General features: G+C 28.1%; 24 protein-coding genes. 23 read left to right on the top strand and 1 reads right to left on the bottom strand.

The window, feature by feature from the left end:
• Positions 1 to 16 precede the first annotated feature (16 nt).
• The 15 genes from BUB01_RS03720 (at position 17) to BUB01_RS03650 (ending at position 16,688) form a co-directional block, all read left to right on the top strand.
• Positions 17 to 1,402 (top strand): uracil-xanthine permease family protein, encoded by a 1,386-nt coding sequence (locus tag BUB01_RS03720; protein ID WP_072985336.1) that lies wholly within the window; start codon positions 17 to 19, stop codon positions 1,400 to 1,402.
• A 48-nt stretch (positions 1,403 to 1,450) separates the two neighbouring features.
• Positions 1,451 to 2,539, top strand: coding sequence for a 4Fe-4S binding protein (locus BUB01_RS03715; protein WP_072985335.1), 1,089 nt, complete (start codon positions 1,451 to 1,453; stop codon positions 2,537 to 2,539).
• A 117-nt stretch (positions 2,540 to 2,656) separates the two neighbouring features.
• Complete coding sequence (gene xdh / locus BUB01_RS03710) at positions 2,657 to 5,209, top strand: selenium-dependent xanthine dehydrogenase (protein WP_072985334.1); 2,553 nt, start codon at positions 2,657 to 2,659, stop codon at positions 5,207 to 5,209.
• A gap of 24 nt (positions 5,210 to 5,233) precedes the next feature.
• Positions 5,234 to 5,611, top strand: a complete 378-nt coding sequence (locus BUB01_RS03705; RefSeq protein ID WP_072985333.1) for a RidA family protein — start codon at positions 5,234 to 5,236, stop codon at positions 5,609 to 5,611.
• A gap of 79 nt (positions 5,612 to 5,690) precedes the next feature.
• Entirely contained in the window at positions 5,691 to 6,233 is a 543-nt protein-coding gene (locus BUB01_RS03700) for a nucleoside-triphosphatase (RefSeq protein WP_242958358.1), read from the top strand.
• A complete protein-coding gene (locus BUB01_RS03695; RefSeq protein WP_072985332.1) occupies positions 6,230 to 7,261 on the top strand; it encodes an ABC transporter substrate-binding protein in 1,032 nt (343 codons plus the stop codon). Before BUB01_RS03700 ends, BUB01_RS03695 begins: the two co-directional genes overlap by 4 nt.
• Positions 7,258 to 8,247: a FecCD family ABC transporter permease gene (locus tag BUB01_RS03690; RefSeq protein ID WP_072985331.1), complete on the top strand. Its 990-nt coding sequence runs from the start codon at positions 7,258 to 7,260 to the stop codon at positions 8,245 to 8,247. The genes BUB01_RS03695 and BUB01_RS03690 overlap by 4 nt, the downstream gene beginning before the upstream one ends.
• Positions 8,244 to 9,023, top strand: a complete 780-nt coding sequence (locus BUB01_RS03685) for an ABC transporter ATP-binding protein (protein WP_072985330.1) — start codon at positions 8,244 to 8,246, stop codon at positions 9,021 to 9,023. The genes BUB01_RS03690 and BUB01_RS03685 overlap by 4 nt, the downstream gene beginning before the upstream one ends.
• Before the next feature lie 45 nt (positions 9,024 to 9,068).
• The gene (gene yqeC / locus BUB01_RS03680) at positions 9,069 to 9,884 is read left to right on the top strand and encodes a selenium cofactor biosynthesis protein YqeC (RefSeq protein ID WP_072985329.1); all 816 of its coding nucleotides are present in this window, start codon (positions 9,069 to 9,071) and stop codon (positions 9,882 to 9,884) included.
• 144 nt (positions 9,885 to 10,028) lie between these two features.
• Positions 10,029 to 10,811, top strand: coding sequence for a selenium-dependent molybdenum cofactor biosynthesis protein YqeB (gene yqeB / locus BUB01_RS03675; protein WP_072985328.1), 783 nt, complete (start codon positions 10,029 to 10,031; stop codon positions 10,809 to 10,811).
• Positions 10,812 to 10,893: 82 nt separating this feature from the next.
• On the top strand, positions 10,894 to 11,514 hold the full coding sequence (yedF, locus tag BUB01_RS03670; protein WP_072985327.1) for a sulfurtransferase-like selenium metabolism protein YedF: 621 nt from the start codon (positions 10,894 to 10,896) through the stop codon (positions 11,512 to 11,514).
• Positions 11,515 to 11,626: 112 nt separating this feature from the next.
• Positions 11,627 to 12,664, top strand: a complete 1,038-nt coding sequence (gene selD / locus BUB01_RS03665) for a selenide, water dikinase SelD (RefSeq protein ID WP_072985326.1) — start codon at positions 11,627 to 11,629, stop codon at positions 12,662 to 12,664.
• 284 nt (positions 12,665 to 12,948) lie between these two features.
• Positions 12,949 to 13,533, top strand: coding sequence for a nucleotidyltransferase family protein (locus tag BUB01_RS03660; RefSeq protein WP_072985325.1), 585 nt, complete (start codon positions 12,949 to 12,951; stop codon positions 13,531 to 13,533).
• Positions 13,534 to 13,876: 343 nt separating this feature from the next.
• The gene (locus tag BUB01_RS03655) at positions 13,877 to 14,917 is read left to right on the top strand and encodes an XdhC family protein (RefSeq protein WP_072985324.1); all 1,041 of its coding nucleotides are present in this window, start codon (positions 13,877 to 13,879) and stop codon (positions 14,915 to 14,917) included.
• 214 nt (positions 14,918 to 15,131) lie between these two features.
• Positions 15,132 to 16,688 carry a beta-N-acetylhexosaminidase gene (locus BUB01_RS03650; RefSeq protein ID WP_423231119.1) on the top strand — a complete coding sequence of 519 codons (1,557 nt, stop codon included), beginning with the start codon at positions 15,132 to 15,134 and terminating at the stop codon, positions 16,686 to 16,688.
• Positions 16,689 to 16,789: 101 nt separating this feature from the next.
• Here the strand turns inward: BUB01_RS03650 and BUB01_RS03645 are convergent, their stop codons facing one another.
• On the bottom strand, positions 16,790 to 17,392 hold the full coding sequence (locus tag BUB01_RS03645) for a TetR/AcrR family transcriptional regulator (protein WP_072985322.1): 603 nt from the start codon (positions 17,390 to 17,392) through the stop codon (positions 16,790 to 16,792).
• A gap of 292 nt (positions 17,393 to 17,684) precedes the next feature.
• Between BUB01_RS03645 and BUB01_RS03640 the strand changes: the two genes are divergently transcribed.
• The 8 genes from BUB01_RS03640 (at position 17,685) to BUB01_RS03605 (ending at position 25,707) form a co-directional block, all read left to right on the top strand.
• Positions 17,685 to 18,857, top strand: coding sequence for a glycosyltransferase (locus BUB01_RS03640; RefSeq protein ID WP_072985321.1), 1,173 nt, complete (start codon positions 17,685 to 17,687; stop codon positions 18,855 to 18,857).
• A 311-nt stretch (positions 18,858 to 19,168) separates the two neighbouring features.
• Entirely contained in the window at positions 19,169 to 19,870 is a 702-nt protein-coding gene (locus BUB01_RS03630; protein WP_072985320.1) for an ABC transporter ATP-binding protein, read from the top strand.
• A 15-nt stretch (positions 19,871 to 19,885) separates the two neighbouring features.
• On the top strand, positions 19,886 to 20,962 hold the full coding sequence (locus BUB01_RS03625) for an ABC transporter permease (protein WP_072985319.1): 1,077 nt from the start codon (positions 19,886 to 19,888) through the stop codon (positions 20,960 to 20,962).
• Positions 20,963 to 21,621: 659 nt separating this feature from the next.
• Positions 21,622 to 21,819, top strand: a complete 198-nt coding sequence (locus tag BUB01_RS03620) for a helix-turn-helix transcriptional regulator (protein ID WP_072985318.1) — start codon at positions 21,622 to 21,624, stop codon at positions 21,817 to 21,819.
• Positions 21,820 to 21,821: 2 nt separating this feature from the next.
• Complete coding sequence (locus tag BUB01_RS03615) at positions 21,822 to 22,229, top strand: hypothetical protein (RefSeq protein WP_072985317.1); 408 nt, start codon at positions 21,822 to 21,824, stop codon at positions 22,227 to 22,229.
• Positions 22,230 to 22,784: 555 nt separating this feature from the next.
• A complete protein-coding gene (locus BUB01_RS03610) occupies positions 22,785 to 23,768 on the top strand; it encodes a helix-turn-helix domain-containing protein (RefSeq protein WP_242958357.1) in 984 nt (327 codons plus the stop codon).
• Between the two features lie 65 nt (positions 23,769 to 23,833).
• Positions 23,834 to 23,986, top strand: a complete 153-nt coding sequence (locus BUB01_RS23070) for a hypothetical protein (protein ID WP_159433201.1) — start codon at positions 23,834 to 23,836, stop codon at positions 23,984 to 23,986.
• The gene (locus tag BUB01_RS03605; protein ID WP_072985315.1) at positions 23,965 to 25,707 is read left to right on the top strand and encodes an ABC transporter ATP-binding protein; all 1,743 of its coding nucleotides are present in this window, start codon (positions 23,965 to 23,967) and stop codon (positions 25,705 to 25,707) included. The genes BUB01_RS23070 and BUB01_RS03605 overlap by 22 nt, the downstream gene beginning before the upstream one ends.

The following is a 25,707-nucleotide window of genomic DNA, read 5'->3' as shown; positions in this document are numbered from 1 at the left end:
GGAGGATCTGAGTTTTATGGGAGAGCAAAAAGAGAAACAATTAATAGCCCCTGTTGATGAAAAAATACCATTTTCAAGAGCTTGGATATTTTCACTTCAACATGTAATGGCAATGTGTGCTGGAGCAGTAGCAGTACCACTGATGGTAGGGGAAGCAGCAGGTCTTAATAATTTAGAAATAGTATTTCTTATAAGTGCCGGACTATTTATGGCAGGAATAGGAACTTTAATTCAAACTATGGGGATTAAAAAGTTTGCAGGAGCAAAAATACCTATTATAGAAGGTACAAGCTTTGCTGCTGTATCAGGAATACTTTCTATTATTGCAAGTTGTCAAGGAAATAAACATTTAGCAATGACAAATGTTTTTGGGGCAGTAATTATATCAGGTTTATTTTGTATAGTTATTGCTCCTATATTTGGGAAGTTAATAAGATTCTTTCCAAAAGTGGTAACAGGCACAGTAGTGTTAGTAATAGGAATTTCAATACTGCCTGTTGGAATAAAGTGGATTACTGAAGGTATAGCTCAACCTGCAACTTCAAAGCAATTAGCTTTATCATTAGCTGTCTTAGTAATAACATTACTACTGTTTAAATATGTAAAAGGCATATGGAATAGTGCTTCAATATTATTTGCAATAATTATAGGTACTATATTAGCTATGATGTGTGGTATGGCTGATTTTAGTAGGGTTTCAGAAGCAAGCTGGTTTAGTGTAAACGTTCCTTTAAAATTTGGAATGCCAACCTTTGAACCATCAGCAGTTATTTCAATGATTTTAATAATGCTTGTATTAATGACTGAATCAGTTGGAAATATGATAGCAATACATGAGATTACAGAAAAAGAGGTTACTGAAAGCAATATAAGGAGAGGATTAACAGCTGATGGAATATCAACGCTTTTTGCTGGTGTTTTCAATACATTTCCGATTACACCATTTGCCCAAAATACGGGTATAGTTGGTTTAACTGGAATAAAGTCAAGGTTTGTAGGTGTTTATGCAGGTATTATTTTGCTAGTACTAAGTTTCGTACCAAAGTTTGCCGCAATAATGGGAGCAATCCCCAAGCAAGTTCTTGGTGGAGTTGGGTTTGCAATGTTTGGAATGGTTTTGGTAGGTGGAATTAGAACACTTACTAAAGTTGAATTTAATGGAACAAAAAATGGAGTTATAGTTGCAGTTAGTGTAGGGCTTGCAATGATTCCGTTAGCCAATCCAAGTTTTTATAATAATTTTCCATCATGGGTTCAAACTATATTTCATAGTGGAATAACAACCGGAAGTATTTCAGCAATCTTATTAAATATATTATTTAATGTTTTAGGAAATAAAAAAGTAGATGATGAAAAAATAATTAAAGGGATAGAAGAAGGAGAATCAATAGTTATAAAATAAAATTTTAATAACTTAGAAGATTTACAAAGTAAGAGGAGAGTGTGTATTATGTCAAAATTAAGAGTTAATATTTTAGGAATGGAATTCAATAATCCTATATTTACAGCAGCAGGTCCTGGAGCAAAAGATGGAGACCTTTGTTTTGAAGCAGTAAAGCTTGGAGCAGGTGGAATAGTTACTAAGACTATATCAGTAGATCCAGCAGATGTACCAAGACCATGTATGGCAAGAACAAATTCAGGATTTTTAAATACAGAACTTTGGTCGGAGTTACCGAAAGAACAATGGATAGAAAAAGAATATAAAAGAGCTAAGGAAGCTGGAGTTCCAATGATTATAAGTATGGGATATACAGCAGAGCAAATTAGAAAAGTTGCACCACTTGTAAAACCTTATGCAGATGCAGTTGAATTATCAACTCATTATGTTGGGACAGATGTTGCACCAATAGTTGAAGCAATGAGAGCTGCTAAAGAAGCTTTAGATTGTCCAGTATTTATGAAAATGAGCCCACATACTGATATTCAAAAAATTGCAAAAGCTCTAGAAGATGCAGGCGCAGATGGATTAGTTATGATTAATTCATTTGGACCTTGTATGGCAATAGATACTGAAACAGGATATCCAATAATGGGAAGTAAAACAGGTTATGGATGGCTATCTGGAGCACCAATAAGACCACTAGCTGTAAGAAATATATATGATGCATCACAAGTTGTAAAGATTCCGATAATTGGTGTGGGTGGAGTTACTTGTGGAAAAGATGTAGCAGAAATGTTAATGGCAGGTGCAAGTGCTGTAGAAGTTTGTACAGAAGCTATATTAAAAGGACCTGGAGTATATGGAAAAATTGCCAAGGAATTAAATGAATTTTTAGATAACCATGGATATAAAGATGTTAATGAAATAATAGGTTTAGCTCACAAAAAAGCATCAGATAGAACATTTAGAACAGAAGCAATACCACCAATAGTAGATCAAGCTTTATGTATTAAATGTGGACAATGTAAAGCAAGTTGTGTATATGATGCAATTAAGGTATGTGATGAACTTATGATAGATAATGATAAATGTTTTGGTTGTGGTTTATGTGTAACTAAGTGTCCAAAACATGCATTAACAATTCAATATAAATAACATTTTAGAAGGTGAATAGAAGAGAAAATAAAGTATTTGACTATAATGTTATAACCGAAGAAAAGATATTTGGCAAATTCTTAAAAAGGGAAATTGGAATTATGAGGAGGAGTAACTGTGTTTGAATTCATTCTTAATGGAGAAAAAAAGGTTGTTAATGAGAACAAGAAACTTTTAAGGTATTTAAGAGATGATTGTAATATTACTTCTGTAAAAAATGGGTGTTCAGAAGGTGCGTGTGGGACATGTATGGTCATAGTGGATGGAAAGCCTATTAAAGCGTGCATCCTTACCACTGAAAAGGTAAGTGGTAAAGAAATAACAACTATTGAAGGCTTCACTGAAAGGGAAAAAGAGGTATTTGCTTATGCCTTTACTGAAGCAGGAGCAGTTCAGTGTGGATTCTGCATACCAGGCATGGTTATTAGTGCAAAGGGGTTATTTAATAGAACATTAAGCCCAACAAAAGAAGAAATTAAAAAAGCGCTTATTGGAAATATATGCAGATGCACAGGATATGTAAAAATTGAAAAAGCTATTATGATGGCAGCAGAGACTTTCAGGGAAAATATAGAAGTTCCAAGGGTTGAGTGTAAAGGATTAGTAGGCGAACCAATGGGAAGAGTTGATGCTAGGGAAAAGACCTTAGGAATAGCTGAATATACTGATGATATAAGAATGGATGGATTATTATATGGAGTTGCTTTAAGAAGTAAATATCCTAGAGCCTTATTTAAGGGAATCGATATATCAGAAGCAGAAAAGATACAAGGTGTAATAAAAGTTGTTACATCTGAAGATATTCCAGGAGAAAGATATTTAGGTCATCTAAAAAAAGATACACCTGCTTTAGTAAAGGTTGGTGAAGAAACAAGGTATCTTGGAGATGCAATAGCATTAGTTGTAGCTGAGACTGAGGATATTGCAAGAGAAGCATTAAATCATATAATAGTGGATTTACAAGAATTAAAACCAGTATCATCTCCTAGGGAAGCAATGAAAGAGGATGCGCCAAAAATTCATCCAGATGGAAATATTTTGGTTCATGAACATTTGGTAAGAGGAAACGCTGATGAAGCTATAAAAAATTCAAAATATGTTGTCACAAATAAGTATAAAGTTCCATTTACTGAACATGCTTATTTAGAACCTGAATCCGCAGTTGCTGTTCCAGATGGAGATGATGGATTGATTGTTTATACTGGAACACAAAGTGTTTATGATGATTTTAGAGAAATAAGTTCATTATTAAATTTGAAAGAAGATAAATTAAGAATTATTTCAAAATATGTAGGTGGAGGTTTTGGCGGTAAAGAAGATATGAGCTGTCAGCATCATACGGCATTGCTTGCATATCTTACTAAAAGACCAGTAAAAATGACTTTAAGAAGACAAGAAAGTATTGTTGTTAGTACTAAAAGACATGCCATGGAAATGGAATTTACAACAGCATGTGATGAAAATGGAAAGCTTACTGCAATGAAAGCTGAAATAATTGCAGACTCAGGAGCTTATGCATCACTTGGAGGACCAGTTCTTCAGAGAGCATGTACTCATGCAGCAGGACCATATAACTATCAAAATATGGTTATTGATGGCATTTCAGTTTATACAAACAATACTCCAGGAGGAGCATTTAGAGGATTTGGAGTAACACAATCAGCTTTTGCAACAGAGTGTAATTTGAATAAACTTGCAGAAATGGTGGGAATAGATCCTTTTGAAATTAGAATGATAAATGCAATAAGACCAGGACAAGTTTTACCCAATGGGCAAATTGCAGATGAAGGTACTGCATTAGTTGAAACTTTAGAAGCTGTTAAAGATGTTTATTATGCTAACAAATATGCAGGAATAGCTTGTGTATTTAAAAATGCAGGGGTTGGAGTTGGAATACCTGATACTGGAAGATGTAAGGTTAAGATAATAGATGGAAAGGTACATATTAGGACATCAGCAGCTTGTATTGGACAAGGGCTAGCAACAGTAGTTGTTCAAATTGTTTCAGAAGTCTTAAAAATATCACCATCAAAAATAGTTTATGAAAAGCCAGATACCAGAATAACTCCGGATTCTGGAACAACAACAGCTTCAAGACAAACTGTATTTACAGGAGAGGCAACAAGAATTGCAGCCTTAAAATTAAAAGAAGCATTAAAAGATAAATCAATAGAAGATCTAGAAGGTGTAGAATTTTTAGGAGAATATCTTGGAGTAACGGATAAAATGGGTAGTGACAAAGAAAATCCTGTAAGTCATGTTGCGTATGGTTTTGCAACACAAGTTGTTATTTTAGATGAAAAAGGTAAGGTTGAAAAAGTAGTGGCAGCCCATGATGTAGGAAGAGCTATTAATCCTAAAAATGTACAAGGACAAATTGAAGGTGGAGTTGTTATGGGATTAGGTTATGGATTAACAGAAAATTACGTAATAGAAGATTCTACACCAAAATCTAAATTCGGAACATTAGGTCTTTTAAGAGCTACTCAAGTACCAGAAATTGAATCTATGATAATAGAAAAAAATACACAAGAATTATCATTTGGAGCAAAAGGTGTTGGCGAAATAACTTGTATACCAACAGCACCAGCAGCGCAAGGCGCTTATTATAAGCTTGATGGGAAGTTTAGAACTGAACTTCCATTAAGGAATACATTTTATAAAAAATAAAATATGAAGAGGAGAAAATTAGAGATGGAAAAAATAATTAATACACAAAAGGCACCAGCAGCAATAGGACCATATTCACAAGGAGTAATAGTTGGAGAATTAGTATATACTTCAGGTCAATTACCATTAAATCCTGAAACAAAAGTTTTAGAAACAGAAATCAAGGCAGCAACTAAACAAAGTTTAGAAAATTGTAAAGCAATATTAGAAGAAGTTGGAGTAAGTATGGATAAAGTATTTAAAACAACTGTATTTGTAAAAGACTTAAATGATTTTGCAGCAGTAAATGAAGTTTACGGAACATATTTTAAGTGTAACCCACCAGCAAGAAGTTGTGTACAAGTAGCTAAATTACCAATGGATGCAGTTGTTGAAATAGAAGTTATTGCAACATTTAAATAAAACATACTAAAAAATAAATATTTGATATGAAGCAATAAATTTTAGTTTATTGTTTCATATCATTATAAAGAGGTTTGGTTTGGAAATAAAGAATGTATTTGTAACAGGAAGAAAAAAGTGTGGAAAGAGCACATTAATAAATAACATTTTAAATGAGTTAAATATAACATATTCAGGATATAGAACTTTACCATATTATATAAATAATGTGCAACAAGGCTTTTATATACATGGATATATTGAAAACGAAAATATATGTAAGCCGATTTCAGTTAAGATACAAGATTATAAAATGGTTCCTATAATAGAAACGTTTGAATTTATAGGAGTAGATATACTGAAAAAAAGCATAGAAGCTTCAAATTCTAAACTTATACTTTTAGATGAAATTGGTTTTTTAGAAAAAGAAGCTTATAAATTTAAAAAAGAAATAATTAGATGTTTAGATAATAATAAATTTGTCCTTGGTGTTCTTAGGAAAATGAATGATGAATTTTTAAACTACATAAAAGGAAGAGAAGATACCTTAGTTATAGATATAGAAAATATAGATTATAAAGATAGAAAAGAAATGTTAAAGAATATAGTTAACATACTAAAAAAGGAGGAAATTAACACATGAAAAGATTGAGAAGGATTTTGTCAGTTATATTAGTAGGTATACTTATAACAACTATTTTTATTGGATGTGGAAAAAATGACAAAACAGCAGATAATACTAATAAAACTATTACAGTCGAAGATCAATTAGGCAGAAAAGTAGAAATTAAAGGTGATGTAAATAAAATTATTTCAAGTTATCCGATTTCAACTTCTTTGCTAATAGCTTTAGGGGTTAAGGACAAGGTTGTAGGGGTTGAGATGAAATCTAATGATAGGGAACTTTATAAGAAGGCAGCAAAAGAATTCACTACTCTTCCAGGAGTTGGTTCAGCAAAAAGTATAAACGTAGAGGAATGTGCAAAATTAAAACCAGATTTAATAATAATTCCTACTAAACTTAAAGAATTTATTCCTAAATTTGAAAAGCTTAATATTAAGGTTATAGCTATAGAGCCAGAAACACTAGATTCATTTTTAGAATGTGTAAAACTTATAGGAAAGGCTGTTAATTCAGAAGCAAAAGCTAATGAAATAGTCAAATACTATGAGGATAATTTAGAAAAGGTAGAAAAGTTAAATAAGGATATTACAAATAAGCCTAATGTGTATTTGGCAGGAAGTAGTAGCGTTTTAAGAACATGTACATCAAAAATGTATCAAGATTATATGATAAAAGCATCAGGTGGAAATAATGTAACTTCGAATCTTAATGATGGGTATTGGGCAGATATATCAGCTGAACAATTGATTTCCTATAATCCAGATATTATCTATATAGTACAGTATGCTAAATATAGTGTAGAAGACATACTTAAAGATTCGAGATTAAAAGATGTAAAGGCAATTAAAAATAAAAAAGTTTTTATGATTCCATCAGTTATAGAACCTTGGGATTATCCTACGCCATCTTCAATTTTAGGGATTCTTTGGATGACAAATAATATTAATTCAGAAAAATATACAAAAGATGAATTTGAAAAGGCATCAAAAGATTTTTATAAGAAATTTTTTGACTTAGAAGTAAGTAATAAGGAAATCGGAATATGAAATTAAGATATGCTACAGTAATAAGTAGTTCTATTTTGGTGATGCTAGCAGTTATATCTTTATTAATTGGTAGATATAATATTAAGCCAATAGAAATAATAAATACTATTTTTTCTGGAAAAACTGATTCATTAGAATTTAATTTGCTTTGGAATATAAGATTTCCAAGGATAATACTAGTTTTAATAAGTGGTGCAGCATTAGCATTATCTGGTATGGTTTTTCAAAGTATATTTCAGAATCCTATAGTATCGCCAGATGTGCTTGGAGTAAGTTCTGGAGCTTCACTAGGAGCTGCTATTGCAATAGTTTTCTTTTCTTTTTCACCAATAACAATTCAAATAATGTCATTTGTTTTTGGTATAGGTGCTGTGGTTTTTTCATTAATTTTATCTAAAAAGATGAGAAGTAATAGGGTACTAGCTCTTGTTATAGCAGGTATTGTAACTGGAGCTGTATCCTCCTCCTTTTTAATGATTATAAAGTATTTGGCAGATCCATACAAAGAATTACCGTCAATAGATTTCTGGCTTATGGGCGGATTTCATAATAGTTCGTGGAACAATGTACTTTATGTATCAATATTAACAGCTATATCAACAATAATATTATTTTTATTAAGATGGAAATTAAAGGTTCTTACAATGGGTGATGAACAAGCAAAGCTATTAGGAATAAATATTAAAATTGTTAGAGTAATAGCTATATTTGCAGCAACTCTTTTAGTATCAGCAGTTGTTTCTGTTGCTGGAATTATAAGCTGGATAGGATTGCTAGCTCCTCATATAGTTAAATTCTATGCTAAGGATGATATATCAAAAGTAATGGGACTAACTATGATTATTGGAGCAATTATAATGGTTTTAGCAGATACAGTGGCGAGAAGTGTAACATCAACAGAAATTCCAATAAGTATATTAACCTCCTTAGTAGGTGCACCATTTTTAGTATATATTATTAATCGAAAGGAAAATCTTGTTAGATGAAAGGTGATCTAGAAATAAGAAATTTAAATGTTAATTATTTAGATAAAATAGTATTAAAAAATATTAATCTCTTTCTTAATAAAGGAGAAGTAACTATTCTTTTAGGTTTAAATGGATCAGGGAAGACAACACTTATAAAATCTATGATTGGACTTGTGAAAACTATAAGTGGGGAAGTGATTTATGATAATAAAAATATACTAGAAATCTCCAATAAAGAAAGAGGTAAGTTGGTATCATATATTCCCCAAAATCTGCACACAACCCAAAATTATAGTGTGGAGGATGTTATTGTTATGGGAGTTACACCTTATCTTGGAGTATTTGATATGCCAAGTAAGGAACATTATAAATTGGTTAATGAAGTGCTTAATAAGCTTAATATAGAGCATCTAAAGAATAAATATATAAGTGAACTAAGCGGAGGAGAGAGAAGATTAGTTTACTTAGCACGAGTATTTGTTCAAAATTCTAATATTATACTTTTAGATGAACCAAATACATTTTTAGATTATGTAAAACAACATGATTTTTTTACATTCATTAGTAACTTGATTAGAGAAAATAATTTAATAAATTTAATTACAGTACATGATATTAATTTAGCGTTAAGATACGCAGATAAAATAGTAATATTAAATGATAATGAAATAGTAGATTTTATTGATTGTAAAATTGAAGGATATGAGAAAAAATTCGTAGTTATAATGGAAAAAATATATAATAGAAAGTTTGAGATTTCATATACAAAGTTTGGTCCATTTATAGTGTGCTAGGACTTATATATTATAGCAATTTAGAAACTAGGTGAAGGTGAGAATATGAAAATCTTTATGTTTAATAATGAAGAAATAAGGAAAACCAAATTATTAATAGAGGCACTAAAAATAGATGTTAATACAAAGATGATAATCTCATTTGTAGGAGGCGGAGGTAAAACAAGCTTAATATATGAATTAGGTAATGAATTAAGTAAATTAGGAAAAAAGGTTATTGTAACTACTACTACACATATGTTTATGCCTAAAAGTAATGTAGTACTTTCAGGAAAAAAGAAAGATATTATAGATTTATTACATAGTGAAAATATGATTACAGTTGGAATGTTATATGATGAAAAGGATATAAATTCTAAAACAATTAAGGTGAATAATGAAAAAACAGTACATTGCACTGAAGAAGAAGAATTGAAAAAATTAAGTGAATTACCAAAAGAAACGTTTATAAGTCTTATAGAATTAGCTGATTTCATACTAGTTGAAGCTGATGGAGCAAAAAGATTGCCATTAAAGGTACCAGCTGAACATGAACCAGTAATATTAGAAGGAAGTAACCTAGTTGTAGGGGTATGTGGTATTGATTCAGTAGGAAAAAGCATTAATGAGACATGCCATAGAGCAAATTTAGTTTCAAAATTTTTAGATACAAATGGTCAACATATTATTAATGAAGGGGATATTGCAAAGATATTATTAAGTGAAAATGGACAAAAAAAGAACGTAAAGTGTGATTATAAGGTAATTGTAAATAAAGTAGATAATACAAAAAAGTTTAAAATAGGTAAAAATATTTTTTGCGAATTTTCTAAATTAGGAGTAAATGAATTAATATTAACAACGTTTAGAGATAATATATAAGGTTTAAAAGTAGATATAAATGTTGAAATTTAAAATTCACATTTATATTAATGTACTTGTTAAACGCAGGATAGTATTAAATTTAATTTCTAGAAAGCATAGTGCAATTTATATATTAAAAATTTAAATAGGGTGGGATTGAGAATGGTATTAATAAAAGGTGCTGGAGATTTGGCTACAGGCGTCGCTCATAGGTTGAAAAGATGTGGATTTACTATAGTTATGACAGAAATCTCAAAACCAACTACAGTGAGGAGAACAGTGGCTTTTTCACAAGCTGTTTATGATAAGGAAATAGAAGTTGAAGGAATTAAAGCAGTATTAGCTTCTAAAAAAGAGGATATCAGTAGAATTATTAATGAGGGAAATATCCCCATTATAGTAGATGAAAAAGCTGAAATTGTAAGGGAGATTAAACCGGATATAGTAATAGATGCTATAATAGCGAAGCAAAATTTGGGTACTCATATTGATGAGGCAAGAATTGTAATTGCACTTGGTCCAGGATTTACAGCAGGTATTGATTGTCATTGTGTTATTGAAACAAAAAGAGGACATTATTTAGGAAAGACAATATATAGTGGAGGTGCTATACCTAATACTGGTATACCTGGTGATATTGGAGGACATACTACAGAACGAATAATTAGGGCTACAAAAGATGGAAAAATATTACCTATATCTAGAATAGGGGATTATGTACAGAAAGGTGATATTGTAGCTTATGTTGATGAAACACCAATTTTTGCAGAAATAAATGGTATAGTGCGAGGAATGCTCCAAAAAGATATTTATGTATTTAAAGGAATGAAAAGTGGAGATATTGATCCAAGATGTGAAAGAGATAATTGTTTCACAATTTCAGATAAAGCTAGGTCTATTGGAGGTGGTGTTTTAGAAGCGATTTTATATTTAAATAATAGATAAGTTTTAATAAAGCTTATTTATCAAATTAAAGTTGTTTTAAAATAATTAAACAAAATAATAATTTTGTTAGGAGGGCTAATAAGTGAATAAGATAATTGATGCAAAAGGAAAGAACTGTCCTATACCTGTGATAATGGCAAAGAAAGAAATTGATAGTGAAAATAATAATTTTCTGATTGAAGTTGATAATAAAATTGCTGTACAAAATCTTAAAAAGCTAGCTAATAGTCAAGGTTTTACGATAGATTTAAAAGAAGATAACAGTGTATTTAAAGTTCATTTTTCAAAGAATTGTGAGGATGAAACTAACGAATGTGAAGCATGTAATGAAATATTAGATGGATTAGAAGAGGATAAAAAAAATTTAGGAACATGGTCAATATTTATTGGAAAAGATACCATAGGTTCAGGAAATGAAAAACTTGGAAAGATGCTTATGAAAATGTATTTTTACACGATTTTAGAATCTGATGAACTACCAAAATCAGTTTTATTTATGAATGATGGAGTAAAAGTTCCTACATTAAATGACCAGGCAGTAGAGCATTTAAAAGATTTGCAGGAAAAAGGTGTGGAAATATTAATATGTGGAACATGTCTTAATTTTTATGGACTTGAAGAAGAGTTGAATGTGGGGAAAGTAAGTAATATGTATGATATAGCAGATGCTATGAAAGAAGCAACAAAAGTTATTACGCTATAAAAAATAGATATATTATATTTGAAGTTAGTATAAGGCATATTCAAATAATAGACTAATCTACTCGTCTATTTCGTGTCATATGCCTAAAAAAACATTTAAGGAGGATATGTTAATGCTAAAAGACATAAGACTTACTAGTTTAACTAAGACTTCAGGATGTGCTGCAAAAATAGCTCCAGGTGTTCTCCATAATGCCTTAAATAGTTTACCTAAATTTGAGGATTTTAATTTGCTTGTTGGATTTGATACTAATGATGATGCATGTGTATATAAAATTAACGATAATACAGTAATAATTCAAACAGTAGATTTTTTTCCACCTATGGTAGACGATCCATATACTTTTGGTCAGATTGCAGCAGCAAATGCTCTTAGTGATATTTATGCTATGGGAGGGAATCCTAAGTTAGCTATGAATTTACTTTGTTTTCCTTCTTGTTTAGATACATCTATTATGCATGATATACTTGCTGGTGGATATGACAAAGTTAAGGAGGCTGGTGCAGTAATTGCTGGTGGACATACTATAGCAGATCCAATTCCTAAATATGGACTGTCTGTAAGTGGATTTGCACATCCAAATGAAATCCTTTCAAATAGTAATGCAAAAACTGGAGATATACTTGTACTTACAAAACCATTGGGTACTGGAATAATGAATACTGCAGCCAAAGCGGAATTATTAAGTGAAGCCAAAATAAAAGAAGTTATATCTGTTATGACTACATTAAATAAATATGCTAAAGAATGTGTTAGTGGGCTTGAAGTTCATTCATGTACTGATATAACAGGTTTTAGTTTAATTGGACATAGCTATGAAATGGCAAGCGGTAGTAACAAAACAATAGAGATTTTTAGTGATTCTGTACCTGTTATAGATGGGGCTATGGAATATGCTAAAATGGGGATTATACCTGAAGGAATGTATAATAATCTTGATTATTTAAAAGATAAATTTACTTTAAAGTCAAATATACCACAGGAGCTTCAAGATGTGTTAATAGACCCTCAAACATCAGGTGGGTTATTACTTTCAATTCCAGAAAAAAATGTTAAAGAGTTTCTGACAAGAATAGAAGACTTTACTTCATATGCAAAAATTATTGGACAGGTTCTTGATAAAGGTGAAAAACCTATAATAATTAAGTGATTATGAATGATTAGCTTATACAAAAAATATTAATTAATAATTCAAGTGATTATGTAGGTGTAATTGATATATCTACTATTTGATATAAAAGAATTAAATAAAAAATAATGAAAGGAATTGTACAAGCGTAAGCAATATTAAGGAAGTTCCTACTCATTGTATTCGTATGAGTGAGTTCGAATTGACCAAATTAAAATTTGAAGTCTTACTTAAAGAAATAATAGATTATATTAGTTTATTTCATGAATTTAGGAGACTATGTACAATATTAAGAATTTAAAGTAATGAAGATAAATTTAATTTTACTAGCATCAGGAAATAGTAATAGATTTAAAAGTAATAAATTATTAGCCAAAGTTAATAGTAAACCAATGTATATGAATGTGGTAGAAAAGGTATTAGCGCTGAATTTCAACAAAATAATTTTAGTTACTCAATATGAAGAAATTAGATTATCCCTATGTAGGCAAAATATTGAAGTTGTTATGAATGCCAATAGTGAACTTGGAATATCTCATTCTATTAAGCTTGGAATGCAAACTGACAAGGAAGCAGATGCCTATATGTTTATGGTATGTGACCAACCATTTATATCATTAATGAGTATAGAAACTCTAATTAATAGATTTGAAAAAAGTAATAAAGGGATGGCTTGTGTTGAACATAAAGGTAATCTTGGGAATCCCACTATATTTTCGAAAAAATATAGAGATGAATTAATGAACTTAGAAGGTGATATTGGTGGAAAGGCCGTTATGAGAAAGCATCTTTATGACTTAGAAAGGGTTTCTATTTCTAATGAAGTAGAGATGATGGACATTGATACTAGAGAAGAATTGGATAATTTATCTCATGTATATATGTTCTAATTAATATTCTACATAAAAAACAAATTTATTAAGAAATAATAACAACTAAACATTTTTAGTTAAAAATAGCTAATTAGAATCATATATACTATTTAATTTGATTCTATAAGTTCCATAAAAGACTTAATAATATGAAACTCCTACTCATTTACATTCGTATGAGTAAGTTTAAATAACTAAATTAAAATTTAGATTTTCACTTATGATAAATTATGAGTGAAAGTAAATTTAATTTTTTGAATAATCTTTATTGAAACTTATATATATAATAACAAAAGTATAAGATGAATTTAAGTTCATTTATATAAAGGTATAAAAAATAGATATACGGAGGTGAGGTAATATGAAAAGGAATTTTTATAGGAATCTTTTTGATATATTAAATTTAAATGGTGAGGCATTTGTAGTAACTGTTATCAAAGGAGCATATAACGGAAGTAGCGTAATAGGACAAAAGTTATTAAAAAGCAAAGAAAAAATATTTATAGAAAATGAAAATATTAAAGATTTTTGGGATAGAAATTTAAGTAATGTTGATTTTACTAAAGGTACATATATATTAGCGTTAGAAAATGAAATAGAATTATTTATAGAACATATTATAGGACAACTTGACTTGGTTATATGTGGAGGTGGACACATTGCATTGCCTTTATGTAAAATGGCCAAGATGATAGGATTTAATATTACTATAATTGACGATAGAGAAGGTTTTGTTAATAAAAATAGGTTTCCTATGGCTGATAATATTCTATGCAAAAATTTTGATGAAGCATTTAGGGAAATAAAATTTAATAGAAATATATATTTTGTTTTAGTTACAAAAGGTCATAAAGATGATAAAAAGTGTTTAGAAATAATACTTAAAAATGATTTTCATTATGTTGGAATGCTTGGAAGTAAGGGAAAGATAGCTTATGTAATAAATAGTATGTTAGAAAATGGATATACCAAGGAAGATGTCGATAAAGTACATACACCAATTGGTCTTGAGATAGGTGCTAACACTCCAGCAGAAATAGCTATAAGTATTTTAGGTGAGATTATTAAAGTTAAAAATGAAAGTCCTATTATTAACATAGAAAATGATATTTTTGATGGAATATTAGAAAGAGATGAGCCTAAGATTTTAGCAACAATAATAGAAAAGCACGGTTCAGGTCCTAGGGGGGTTGGAACTAAGATGCTTATAAATAAAAATAAAAGTTTTATTGGAACTGTTGGTGGTGGGAAAGTAGAAAATGCAGTATATGAAAAGGCATTAGAACTTATTGAAAGCAAAAAATCTATTTTAAAACAATATGATTTATCAAACTCTGTATCTGCAAAACTTGGCATGGCTTGTGGAGGATCTATAAAAGTTTTATTTGAGTTTATTGAATAAACTCAAAAATAGTAATGGGAGTGTTAAGCATAGTTCCTATTACTATTTTTTATATTAAGCTTTAGTTTTATATATTTTTACCTTTATTAAACTTATTTAAATCTATAATAATTTTATTATATAATAAAAATAAAATGCAAAAGTATATTTACATTAAATGTAATAAAAGGTAAAATAAAGATATGATTATTGTATAGTAAAAGGGGTGAATTCCTTGCATGATATACTTAAAGACAAAAAGAAATTAACGGTTGCAATAATAATTATAATAATTATATTTTTAATATTTTTTATAATCAATAAAATTATGGTTAAAAAACTTGATAACCAAATCGTACCCAAGCCAGTGAGTTGTGAAGAAGGTGAGGGGAAATTTATACTTACGAAAAATACTTCAATTTATGTAAAAGGAAATACTGAAGAAGAAACGGAAGAAATATATAAAATAGCAGAGTTTTTAAAGGGAAAACTAAAGCCTTCAACAGGATTTGATTTTAATATTATTAAATCGGATAAAGTTTTGGAAGGAAATATATATTTAACTACTATTGGAGGAGAAAAGGATCAAGGAAATGAAGGGTATCAAATATCTACTACAAGTAAAAATGTTAACTTAATAGCGTATAAGGCAGAAGGGATTGCAAGAGGAGTTCAGAGTTTGAGACAGTTATTTCCGGCAGAGATAGAAAAAAATTATCTAGTTACTAATATAGAATGGACGCTTCCTGTTTCAGTGATAAAGGATAAACCAGAATATAGTTATAGAGGTTTAATGATTGATGTAGCAAGACACTTTATTTCATTAGAAGATATAAAGCGTCAAATAGATCTAGCTGCTGAATATAAAATAAATAAACTTCATTTACATCTTACTGATGATCAAGGATGGCGTTTGGAAATAAAAAAATGGCCAGAGTTAACAACCATAGGAGGAAGTACTCAAGTAGGTGGGGGAGAAGGAGGATATTATACACAAGAAGAATTTAAAGGTTTAGTTAAATATGCAGCTGAAAGATATGTAGAAATAATTCCTGAAATTGAGATGCCTGGACATACTAATGCAGCCTTAGCGTCGTATGATTTTCTAAATGAAGATGGTAAAAGCAAAGAAGTATATACTGGAATTGATGTAGGTTTCAGCACTTTTAAGTGTCACGATGAAAAGACATATGAATTTATTGATGATGTAATAAAAGAGGTTTCGGATATATCACCTTCAAAATATATTCATATTGGGGGTGATGAACCTAAAAATGCGTTGGAAGATGATTATTATTACTTTGTAGGTAGAGTAAATAAAATAGTTGAGAAGTACGGAAAAACAGCAATTGGCTGGGACCCATGTGACAAATCTTCTGATATAAGTAAAGATTTTGTGTTACAAAATTGGTCTAACAAAAATATTGTAGCTAAAGATAAAGGAATGAAAATGATAGTTTCAGTTGCTAAGAAATGTTATTTAGATATGAAATATGATACTTCAACTCCATATGGTTTGATTTGGGCAGGATATATTCCAGTAGATAAGGCTTATAAATGGGATCCTACTGATTATGCTCCTAAAGATTTAATTTGGGGAATAGAAGCTCCTTTGTGGACAGAAACAATTACTAATTCTAAATTTATGGATTATATGATATATCCAAGGTTATTAGGGCATGCTGAAATAGGATGGACTACAAAAGAAAAAAGAAATTGGAATGAATATAAATACAGATTAAAAGTTCAATACGAAAGAATGAAGAATAAAGGTATAAATTATTATAATTAATTATATTTATGATAATTCTAAAGGAATATAAACCTATAAAAATATGACTCCTTTCAAGCTACAAAAGAGGCTGCTTGAAAGGAGATTTTTTATTGTTTTTGCTATGAATGAAGCATATTCTTGATTACTTCATTATATATAGAAAATACTATATTGCTTACGAAAGTGGATAGTTCTTCGGGAGTTTCTTTCATATCTGTTTTAACCCACTTTTCAACAATACCAATCTGAGCCGAAGAGGCAATAGCAGCTAGAAATTTAAAATGTATATTATTAGTAGAAGCATATTTAGGTGATAAATTCTCAAATAATTTATTTTCAATAAAATTTTTAAGTTTCATTTGAAAATTTAAATCTCCATTAGGGCCTAATAGAATTTTCATAAAATTAGCATTCTCTTTTATATATCTATACATAGAAGTGAAAAAGGATAATAAGACTTTTTTATTAGATGGTAGTATAAAATTTTCAGGAAGTTCTTTTAAAATATTATCAATGATCTCAGCAAGTTCATTTAAAATAGAATTTTCTTTTTGTTCTAATAAATCGTATTTATCTTTATAATGAAGATAAAAGGTTCCTCTATTAATATCTAGTTTTTCTGTTAAGTCCTTAATGCTTATTTTATTAAAATCTTTTTCAGCCATTAAAGTTACCAAAGTTTCTTCTAATAGCCTTTTAGTTTTTTCGCTTTTTTTATTCATAAAACTTCCTCCAAAGGTATAGAATAATGAACATATAATAGGCAAGTGTTGATTAATGAACACTTGAGTTTAAGATGATTATTGTTAAAGTGTATAAATTTATTATACTGAAGTTAAGAGGAGATAAGCAATATTAATATAAATTAGGAGTAGAAAATCAAAGTATAAATGGTGAAACTTTAAAATGCTCTTTGATAACAAGAACATATAATTAGAAATGGTTCACAAATAAGTGTAATAAGAAATAGGATATTGAGTAGGCATAGAAATAAGAAAAAAAGGGAGGAATAGTATGAAAGTTTTAATTGCACCTATGGCAGCAATGGTAGAAACAAGTGGTCCTTTTTCACGAGTAGTTGCATTATGTTATGAATTAATTGAGAGACAGCATGAAGTTGCATTTTGTGCAGCAGAAGATATTAACTATAGAAAAATAGAAAATATAAAAAACTATTATTCTCCGATTCCATCAATTTTAGGGATGCCAATGGTAATTGGAAAAACAATGTTTAAAATAGGTCAGCTATCTGGAATACAGCACAAAAAAACAGTTAATAGTTTTGAAGAAGTACTTCATTTTCTTGGAGCCATTAATGAGAAACACTTTTATAAAGATGTATCTTATATAAGAAAAGCAATACAAGACTTTAAACCAGATGTAGTATATTCGGAGTTTAGAATTGCTGCAATTGTTGCTGCAAAGTTAGAAAATATTAAAGTTATTACAGGGTTTAGTTATCCTGCGCAAAAGTCTTTTGCATCTAACCCTGAATATAGTAAAGGTGTTAAAAATTTTATACGAGAAAATAAGCTTCCAGAGATCGAATCAGTTCTTGATATATTTAATTGGGCGGATTTAAAGATAGTTGCAAGTTCATATGAATTAGAACCTATAAATGATAAAAATATAGTTTTCACGGGGCCATTTTCTATACCTAATATAAAGAAAACAAATTTCCAGAGAAATAAAATTATAGTATATATGGGGAATGGAACAATTAATCCCAAAATAGTCATAGATAATTTAATAAAATCATTTGAAAAAACTGATTATCAAATATATATTGCAACTTATCAAGTAAAGCCATATAAGAAAAATAACATTACTGTTGATAAGAGATTTGATTTTAGTAAACTAATGCCAGAAGCTATAGCATATATAAATCATGGGGGACAAAATAGCATTATGACAGGGTTGGTATATGGAGTGCCGCAAATTATATATCCAGGTAATGTATTTGAAAGAAAATATAATGCAGCTTCAATAGTTAATTTGGGAGCTGGTATTTTATTAGAAACAAATGATTTTAATACTGAAACAATTATGGAAATAATTAAAGAGTTTAAAGAAAATCATATATATATAAATAATGCTAAAAAAGCATCAGATCAGTTATTAAGTCTTGGAGGAACAAAAAAAGTAGTTCAGGCTATGGAATATATAATCCAACTGAAAAAAAATTAAGGTGTACAAAATTCTAATAAAACTCTTAAGTTTTATTTGAAAATTCAAATCTCCATTAAGTCCTAGTATAACAATAATAAAATCAGAATGTTCTCCTATATATTTATAAATACAAGTAAAAACAGATACTTAGTTTTATCATTTTTTTATTCATAAAACGTCCTCCAAAAGTGTACAATAATGAACAGATAATAGTCAAGTGTTGATTAATAAACACTTGAAGTTAATATGATTATTGTTAAATGTTATAAATTTATTATACTGAGACTAATAGGACGTAAGCAATATTAATAAAATTTAGGAGGAGTAAAATGGGAATAGTGGAAGTTTCAAATGTTACTAAAAAGTATTCTAAGGTAATCATTTTAAATAATATAAGTTTAACGGTTAATGAGGGAGAAATTATAGGGTTAATTGGACCATCGGGTTCTGGTAAAACTACATTGGTAAAATCAATAATGGGAATGGAGAAAATAGAGAATGGAGAGATTTATGTTCTAGGTGAACAAATTCCAAATATTAAAATTTTAAATAGTATGGGGTATATGGCACAATCAGATGCATTATATGAAGAATTAACTGGAAGAGAGAATATAGAGTTTTTTGCTAAGTTATTTAGATTGTCTAAGAAAGAAATAAAAAATAGGGTTGAATATACATCAAAACTTGTTAATCTTGAAGATGATTTATCAAAGAGAGTAAGTAATTATTCAGGTGGTATGAAAAGAAGATTATCTTTAGCAATTGCGTTAGTGCAGGATCCTAAATTACTTATATTAGATGAACCTACTGTTGGGATTGATCCAAAGTTAAGGTTTAGTATTTGGAAAGAATTAAAGACACTGAAAGAACAAGGGAAAACGATAATAATAACAACACATGTTATAGATGAAGCAGAGAAATGTGATAAATTGGTTTTAATAAGAGATGGGGTAATAATAGCAACTGGTAGTGTAGACGAATTGAAAAAGAAATTCAAAGTAAATACTGTAGAAGAAATTTTTATTTTATAATTGGAGGACATAAGTATGATAATAATGGCATTAGTGAAAAGAATAACAATTCAAATTATAAGAGATAAAAGAACGTTAGCACTTATGATGATAGCACCATTGATATTATTAACATTAGTAAACTTTTTATTTACTTCAAATAGTACTAATAAATTTAGGGTAGGTGTATATGAAACTGATAAGGTGTTTAATGAAGTATTAGAAGAAAATGATATTGAAATTATAAAATATAAAGATAAAGAAAATATAAAAGATAAAATAAAGGCTGATTCATTAAAGGCTTTTATAAATACAGATGTTGGCAGAATATCTATAACTTATGAAAATAGTATACCTTCAGATTCAGCTCAAATAAAGGCAAAGGTTCAAGGAGCATTAGCGAAAGTAGAGATGAGTAAATTAAAGGAAGCTGTTCAGAAAATAAATAATAATGTAAAAAAACAAGGCAGTATAGAAATAGAAAATAATTACGTTTATGGGGATGAAAATTTAACTTTTTTTGATACGCTTAGTCCAATCTTAATAGGTTTCTTTGTATTTTTCTTTGTATTTTTAATATCAGGAATATCCTTATTAAAGGAAAGAACTTCAAAAACATTAGAAAAATTATTAGCAACATCTATTAAGAGAAGAGAAATAATTTTAGGATATTTATTAGGCTATGGAATATTTGCTGTTATACAAACAATAATAGTAGTACTATTTTCTATTTATGTATTAAATATAAGAATGGAAGGGAATATTTTATTAGTTATATTAACTAATATCATTATAGCTTTTGTAGCATTGTCTTTAGGAATATTGTTATCTACTTTTGCGAACTCTGAATTTCAAATGATGCAATTCATTCCTATTATAGTTGTTCCTCAAATATTTTTTACGGGATTAATTCCTATAGATACTATGGCTGACTGGCTTCAAAAAGTGGCTCATGTTATGCCTTTATATTATGGTGCTCAAGCATTACAGGGGATAATGATCAAGTCGAATGGAATTAATGATGTAAGCTTTTATTTGGTAATATTACTATTGTTTGCAATAGCTTTATATATACTAAATGTAGTTGGTATGAAGAGATATAGAAAAATATAAAGATTAAAAGATATAAGTAATGAATTCATTATTTATATCTTTTACTTTTTATAGATTATAAAAAGTTTATATTAGTTTTATAAAGAAGCTTAATAAAAAAACGATATATTTACAATTTGTATGAATAATGTTAAAAATCAAATTAACTGTTTAATTAAAATAAAAAATATATAAAAAGTGGATATGCTTAGATTGAATCGCAGTGAAAAAATTTTAAAATTAATAGTGGGAATATTTATAGCTTTAATTATTACACAACCTGGATCAAAGTTAGTTTCTACAAAGGAAATATCTAAAGAAAATGTTAAACTATCTTTACACTTAGCATGGAGTTTTAACTCCATTAAAAAATTTAAATAATTTAAAAGAACTAGATGTATCTGTTAATAAGGTGGTAGATATAAGTCAATTGAAGTATTAATTTTAGATGAGAATAATTTGTAAGATATAGGAAGTATTATACTACGAAATTATTTTCTATCATTCGTTTTAAAAAAGGTAAAGTTAGCTTAACTTTTCCTTGACAGTAAATGTAAAGTTAGTTATACTTATAGTGTAAAGTTTGTTTTACATTTAATTATAATAAAATAAGAAAGAAGGCATAAATATACTCAAAAATGTAAAGTTTACTATACATTAATATTTAAAGGAGGTATTAAATGAAAAATATAATTAAGGATTTAAGAAAACAAAGAAATATAACACAAGAAGAACTTGCCAATATGTGTAAAGTAAGTAGGCAAACAATAATTTCATTAGAGAATGGAAGGTATAATCCTTCTATATTTCTTGCACATAAAATTGCAAGTATATTTAATAGTAGTATTGAAGAAATCTTTATATTTGAGGAGGAGTAATTATGAATTATATGAAAAAAAATTTGTTGGTTAATATAGTTTTTCTTATTTTAGGAGCTGGATTTTTAATTTTTTCATTTTTAGAAAAGGGAAAGAATTCAATAGTTTTTGGTTTGGGATGTTCTTTATTGGCAGTTGGATTACTAAATATAGTTCAGAGTATCATTCTAATGAGAAATCCTAAAAAATGTGATGAAATCGAGCTTTTAAAAAATGAAGAAAGAACAGTATTTTTAAGAGAAAAGAACAATAGTACTGTATATTCAATATTTATTTATATTGAAAGTATAGTAATTATTATTGCTGCATTTCTTGGATATAGAGAGGTTGTTATTGTAGTGTCCTTACTTCTAATCGCTAAATTAGTAGTTTGGATGGTTATTGGGACAATTAATGGTAACCGATATTAATATTAGGTGTATAAAGAATATTTTTTATTTATGAGAAATTAAATATAAATAAGAAAAGCTTAGTGTGCTACCACTAAGCTAATAATATAATAAAAGCAGATAACTTAAGGCGTTATTCTCTTGTTATTTGCTTTTAAAGAAAACTATTTTATACCATTATTTTATTATTTTTAATTAGGTTTGTAAATTGCAATATAGATTAATATATATAATTTGAAGTATTTATAAAAGGAGTATAGTTTAAGTTTTACTATTTATATTAATAATTTCAGTATTTTATTATACAATATAAAAATAAAACTGATATATATTGCAATTTTAAATCTACATTTAATTAAATAAAGTTTTTATAGCTTATTTAAAGGTAATATTAAATTTAATTTGTAGAAATAATATTACAACATATATATAAATTTAAATAAAGGATGATATTGATAATTAAATTCAATAATAATATAATTAAGTTGGGAAAATATATAGATAACTGTGGTATAAAATCATGAGCTTATACTTTATTAAGAACTTTTTGAACTAAATATGGGGAGAATTGAGAATATGAAAAAAGATATTATAGATTCGTATTATGAATATATAGAAGAAGAATTAAATTGTAGAACTTCAGATGAATTATTGGGCAAAAAATATATTATTGGGAATAAATATGGAAAAGGAAATTTTTCAAGACTTAAAATAGAAGAGGGAATAGAACTTACCAAGAGTAAGGTTAATAAAAGTGAGTTATATTTTGATAATAGAGAATATAATGAAAATATTTTAGAGATAGGATATTGTTACAGTGGAGATTCAGAGATAATAACTATGCCACATAATAAGCAATATTTTATGAAAAATGGTTGTGTATTTATTTATAAAGCATTAAATAATGTTGAGCATTTTAAATTTAAATATAATAATTGTAAAACTATATCTATTCATATGAATTTCAATACTATTAAAAATGTAATAAACCCTATATGGGAACAAAAAATTATAGAAGATTGGAATAATAGTATAGATTATATTTTCAAAAATGATATATTGATAATAAAAAAAGCTAACTATAAGATGGAAAAATTAGCGCAAGAGATGGATGAGATTTCAACTGATAATATTATGGGATATATGAGATTAAAACTTAAAACAATAGAATTTTTAGATGCATTTTTTCAAGAATGCTCTAAGAAAAAAGTTTTAAATAATTCTAAATCATATGAAAAAGAGATTGTAATTAAAGCACAAGGCATAATAAATAGAAATATTCAGAAATCTATACATATAAAAACTATAGCAGAGGATTTAAATATAAGTGAATATAAATTACAGGAAGCCTTTAAAAATATTTTAGGAGATACAGTTTATGAATATATAAAGAAAACAAGAATTGAAAAGGCTAAAATATTACTTAAAAATACAGACATGTCAGTCTTAGAGATTGTAAATGAAATAGGGTATGAGAATCCAAGTAAATTCTCTAGTTTATTTAAAAGATATAATAATATAACACCATTAAAATATAGAAAAACAAATAAGGATAAGTAAATAGAAATGCTTTAAAAATAGAAATTTTTAATTTTTGGAGCATTTCTATTTTTTTGGAGTAGAAAATGAAAATGATTATCATTTATAATTGTTGTGAACTTAGAAAGAATTTTTTTATAAAACAAAGATACGAAACTTTTAATTCTACAAAATATAATATTAGTGATTTGCAAAGAATTAGTAAGGAGGAAAGAAGATGGAGCAAAAGTCAAATTTGAAATTTCTTTTAGAGGTTTCTGGGAAAGAAAAATTTAAATTATATATTTCAGCAATTTTCAGTGTAATAAGTTCATTACTTGGGATAATTCCATATATTTTAATGTATAACATAATAATAGAATTATTTAATGATTCAGTGGATTATAATAAAATCAAATCTATGGCTATAGTTGTAGGAATAATTGTTGTTCTTAGGATGGCTATATTTTTATTATCGGGTGTATTTTCTCACATAGCGGCATTTACGATACTTTATGAGCTTAGGATGAAAGCAATAAATCATATTTCAAAACTTAATATGGGATTTTTTACAGGACATACTATAGGGGAGATGAAAAAGACTATAAATGAAGATATAGAAAAATTAGAAAGTTTTATAGCTCACCAAATTCCAGATTTAGCGGCAGCAGTAGTAACTCCTATTGTAGTTTTAGGTTATCTTTTATATTTAAAATGGCAATTAGCTTTAGTCCTATTTATTCCTATAGTGATAGGTGTATTGATTCAAACAGCTATGTTTAAAAATTTAGGTAAAAGGATGGTTAAGTATCATTCTTTAATAGAAAAGTTAAATTCAACTATTATTCAATATATAAATGGAATTAATGTAATGAAAGCATTTAACTTAACAGCTAAATCTTTTAAGAATTATAAAGATATAACTGAAGAGTATACTGACTTTTGGGTTGATGTAACAATGAAGATGTCTCCTGCTTATGCGGTATTTTTAGTACTTATAGATTCAGGACTTTTATTTATGATTCCAGTAGGTGGAGTAATGTTTTTAAATGGTAGCATAAACGTATCTACCTATATAATATTTTTGATTTTGAGTTCAATTTTTCTTAATTCATTTAAGCAATTATTGGAGTTTGGGGAAACTTTTTCAATGCTTTTAGAAGGTGCTGGAAAGGTGAAAAATATTCTTAATAATGAAGTTCAAAAAGATGGCAATAAAATTTTAGAAAAAAATATTAAAGGTGGAATAGAGTTTGAAAATATTAGCTTTAAATATGATAAAAATGAACTTATAAAAAATCTATCTCTTAGTATAAAACCTAAAAATGTAGTAGCATTAGTAGGACCGTCCGGCTCAGGAAAAACTACAATTGGTCAATTAGTGGGAAGGTTTTGGGATGTTGATGATGGACGTATTACTATTGATGGAATGGACATAAAAGATATGAAAATGGAAGAGCTTATGAATACTGTATCATTTGTATTTCAGGATGTTTTTATGCTTCAAGATACTATTTTAGAGAATATAAAAATGGGCACTAATAAAACCATGGAAGAAGTAATGGATGCAAGCAAAAAAGCTCAAATACACGACTTTATAATGAGTTTACCAGAGGGGTATAACACTTCACTTGGAGAAACTGGAATAAAGCTTAGTGGTGGTGAAAAACAAAGAATTTCTATTGCAAGAGCTATATTAAAAAATAGTCCTATAATAATACTTGATGAAGTAACTTCTTATTCTGATGTAGAAAATGAAAGTAAAATACAAGAAGCACTTAGAAATTTGTTAAAAGATAAAACTGCAATAATAATAGCTCATAGATTGTATACTATAAAAAATGCAGATAAGATTGTTGTTTTAAATGAGGGAAAAATAGTAGAGCAAGGAACACATAAATATCTAATGAAAAAGAGAGGATTATATAGACATTTATGGGATATGTATGATTATGAAATTTTAGAGGAGGGAGCTGTATAA

The sequence above is a fragment of the Clostridium cavendishii DSM 21758 genome, assembly GCF_900141845.1.
GTDB classification, from domain to species: Bacteria; Bacillota; Clostridia; order Clostridiales; family Clostridiaceae; genus Clostridium_AG; species Clostridium_AG cavendishii.
The sequence above is the reverse complement of the archived record's forward strand: the minus strand, read 5'-3'. Positions and strand labels throughout refer to the sequence as shown.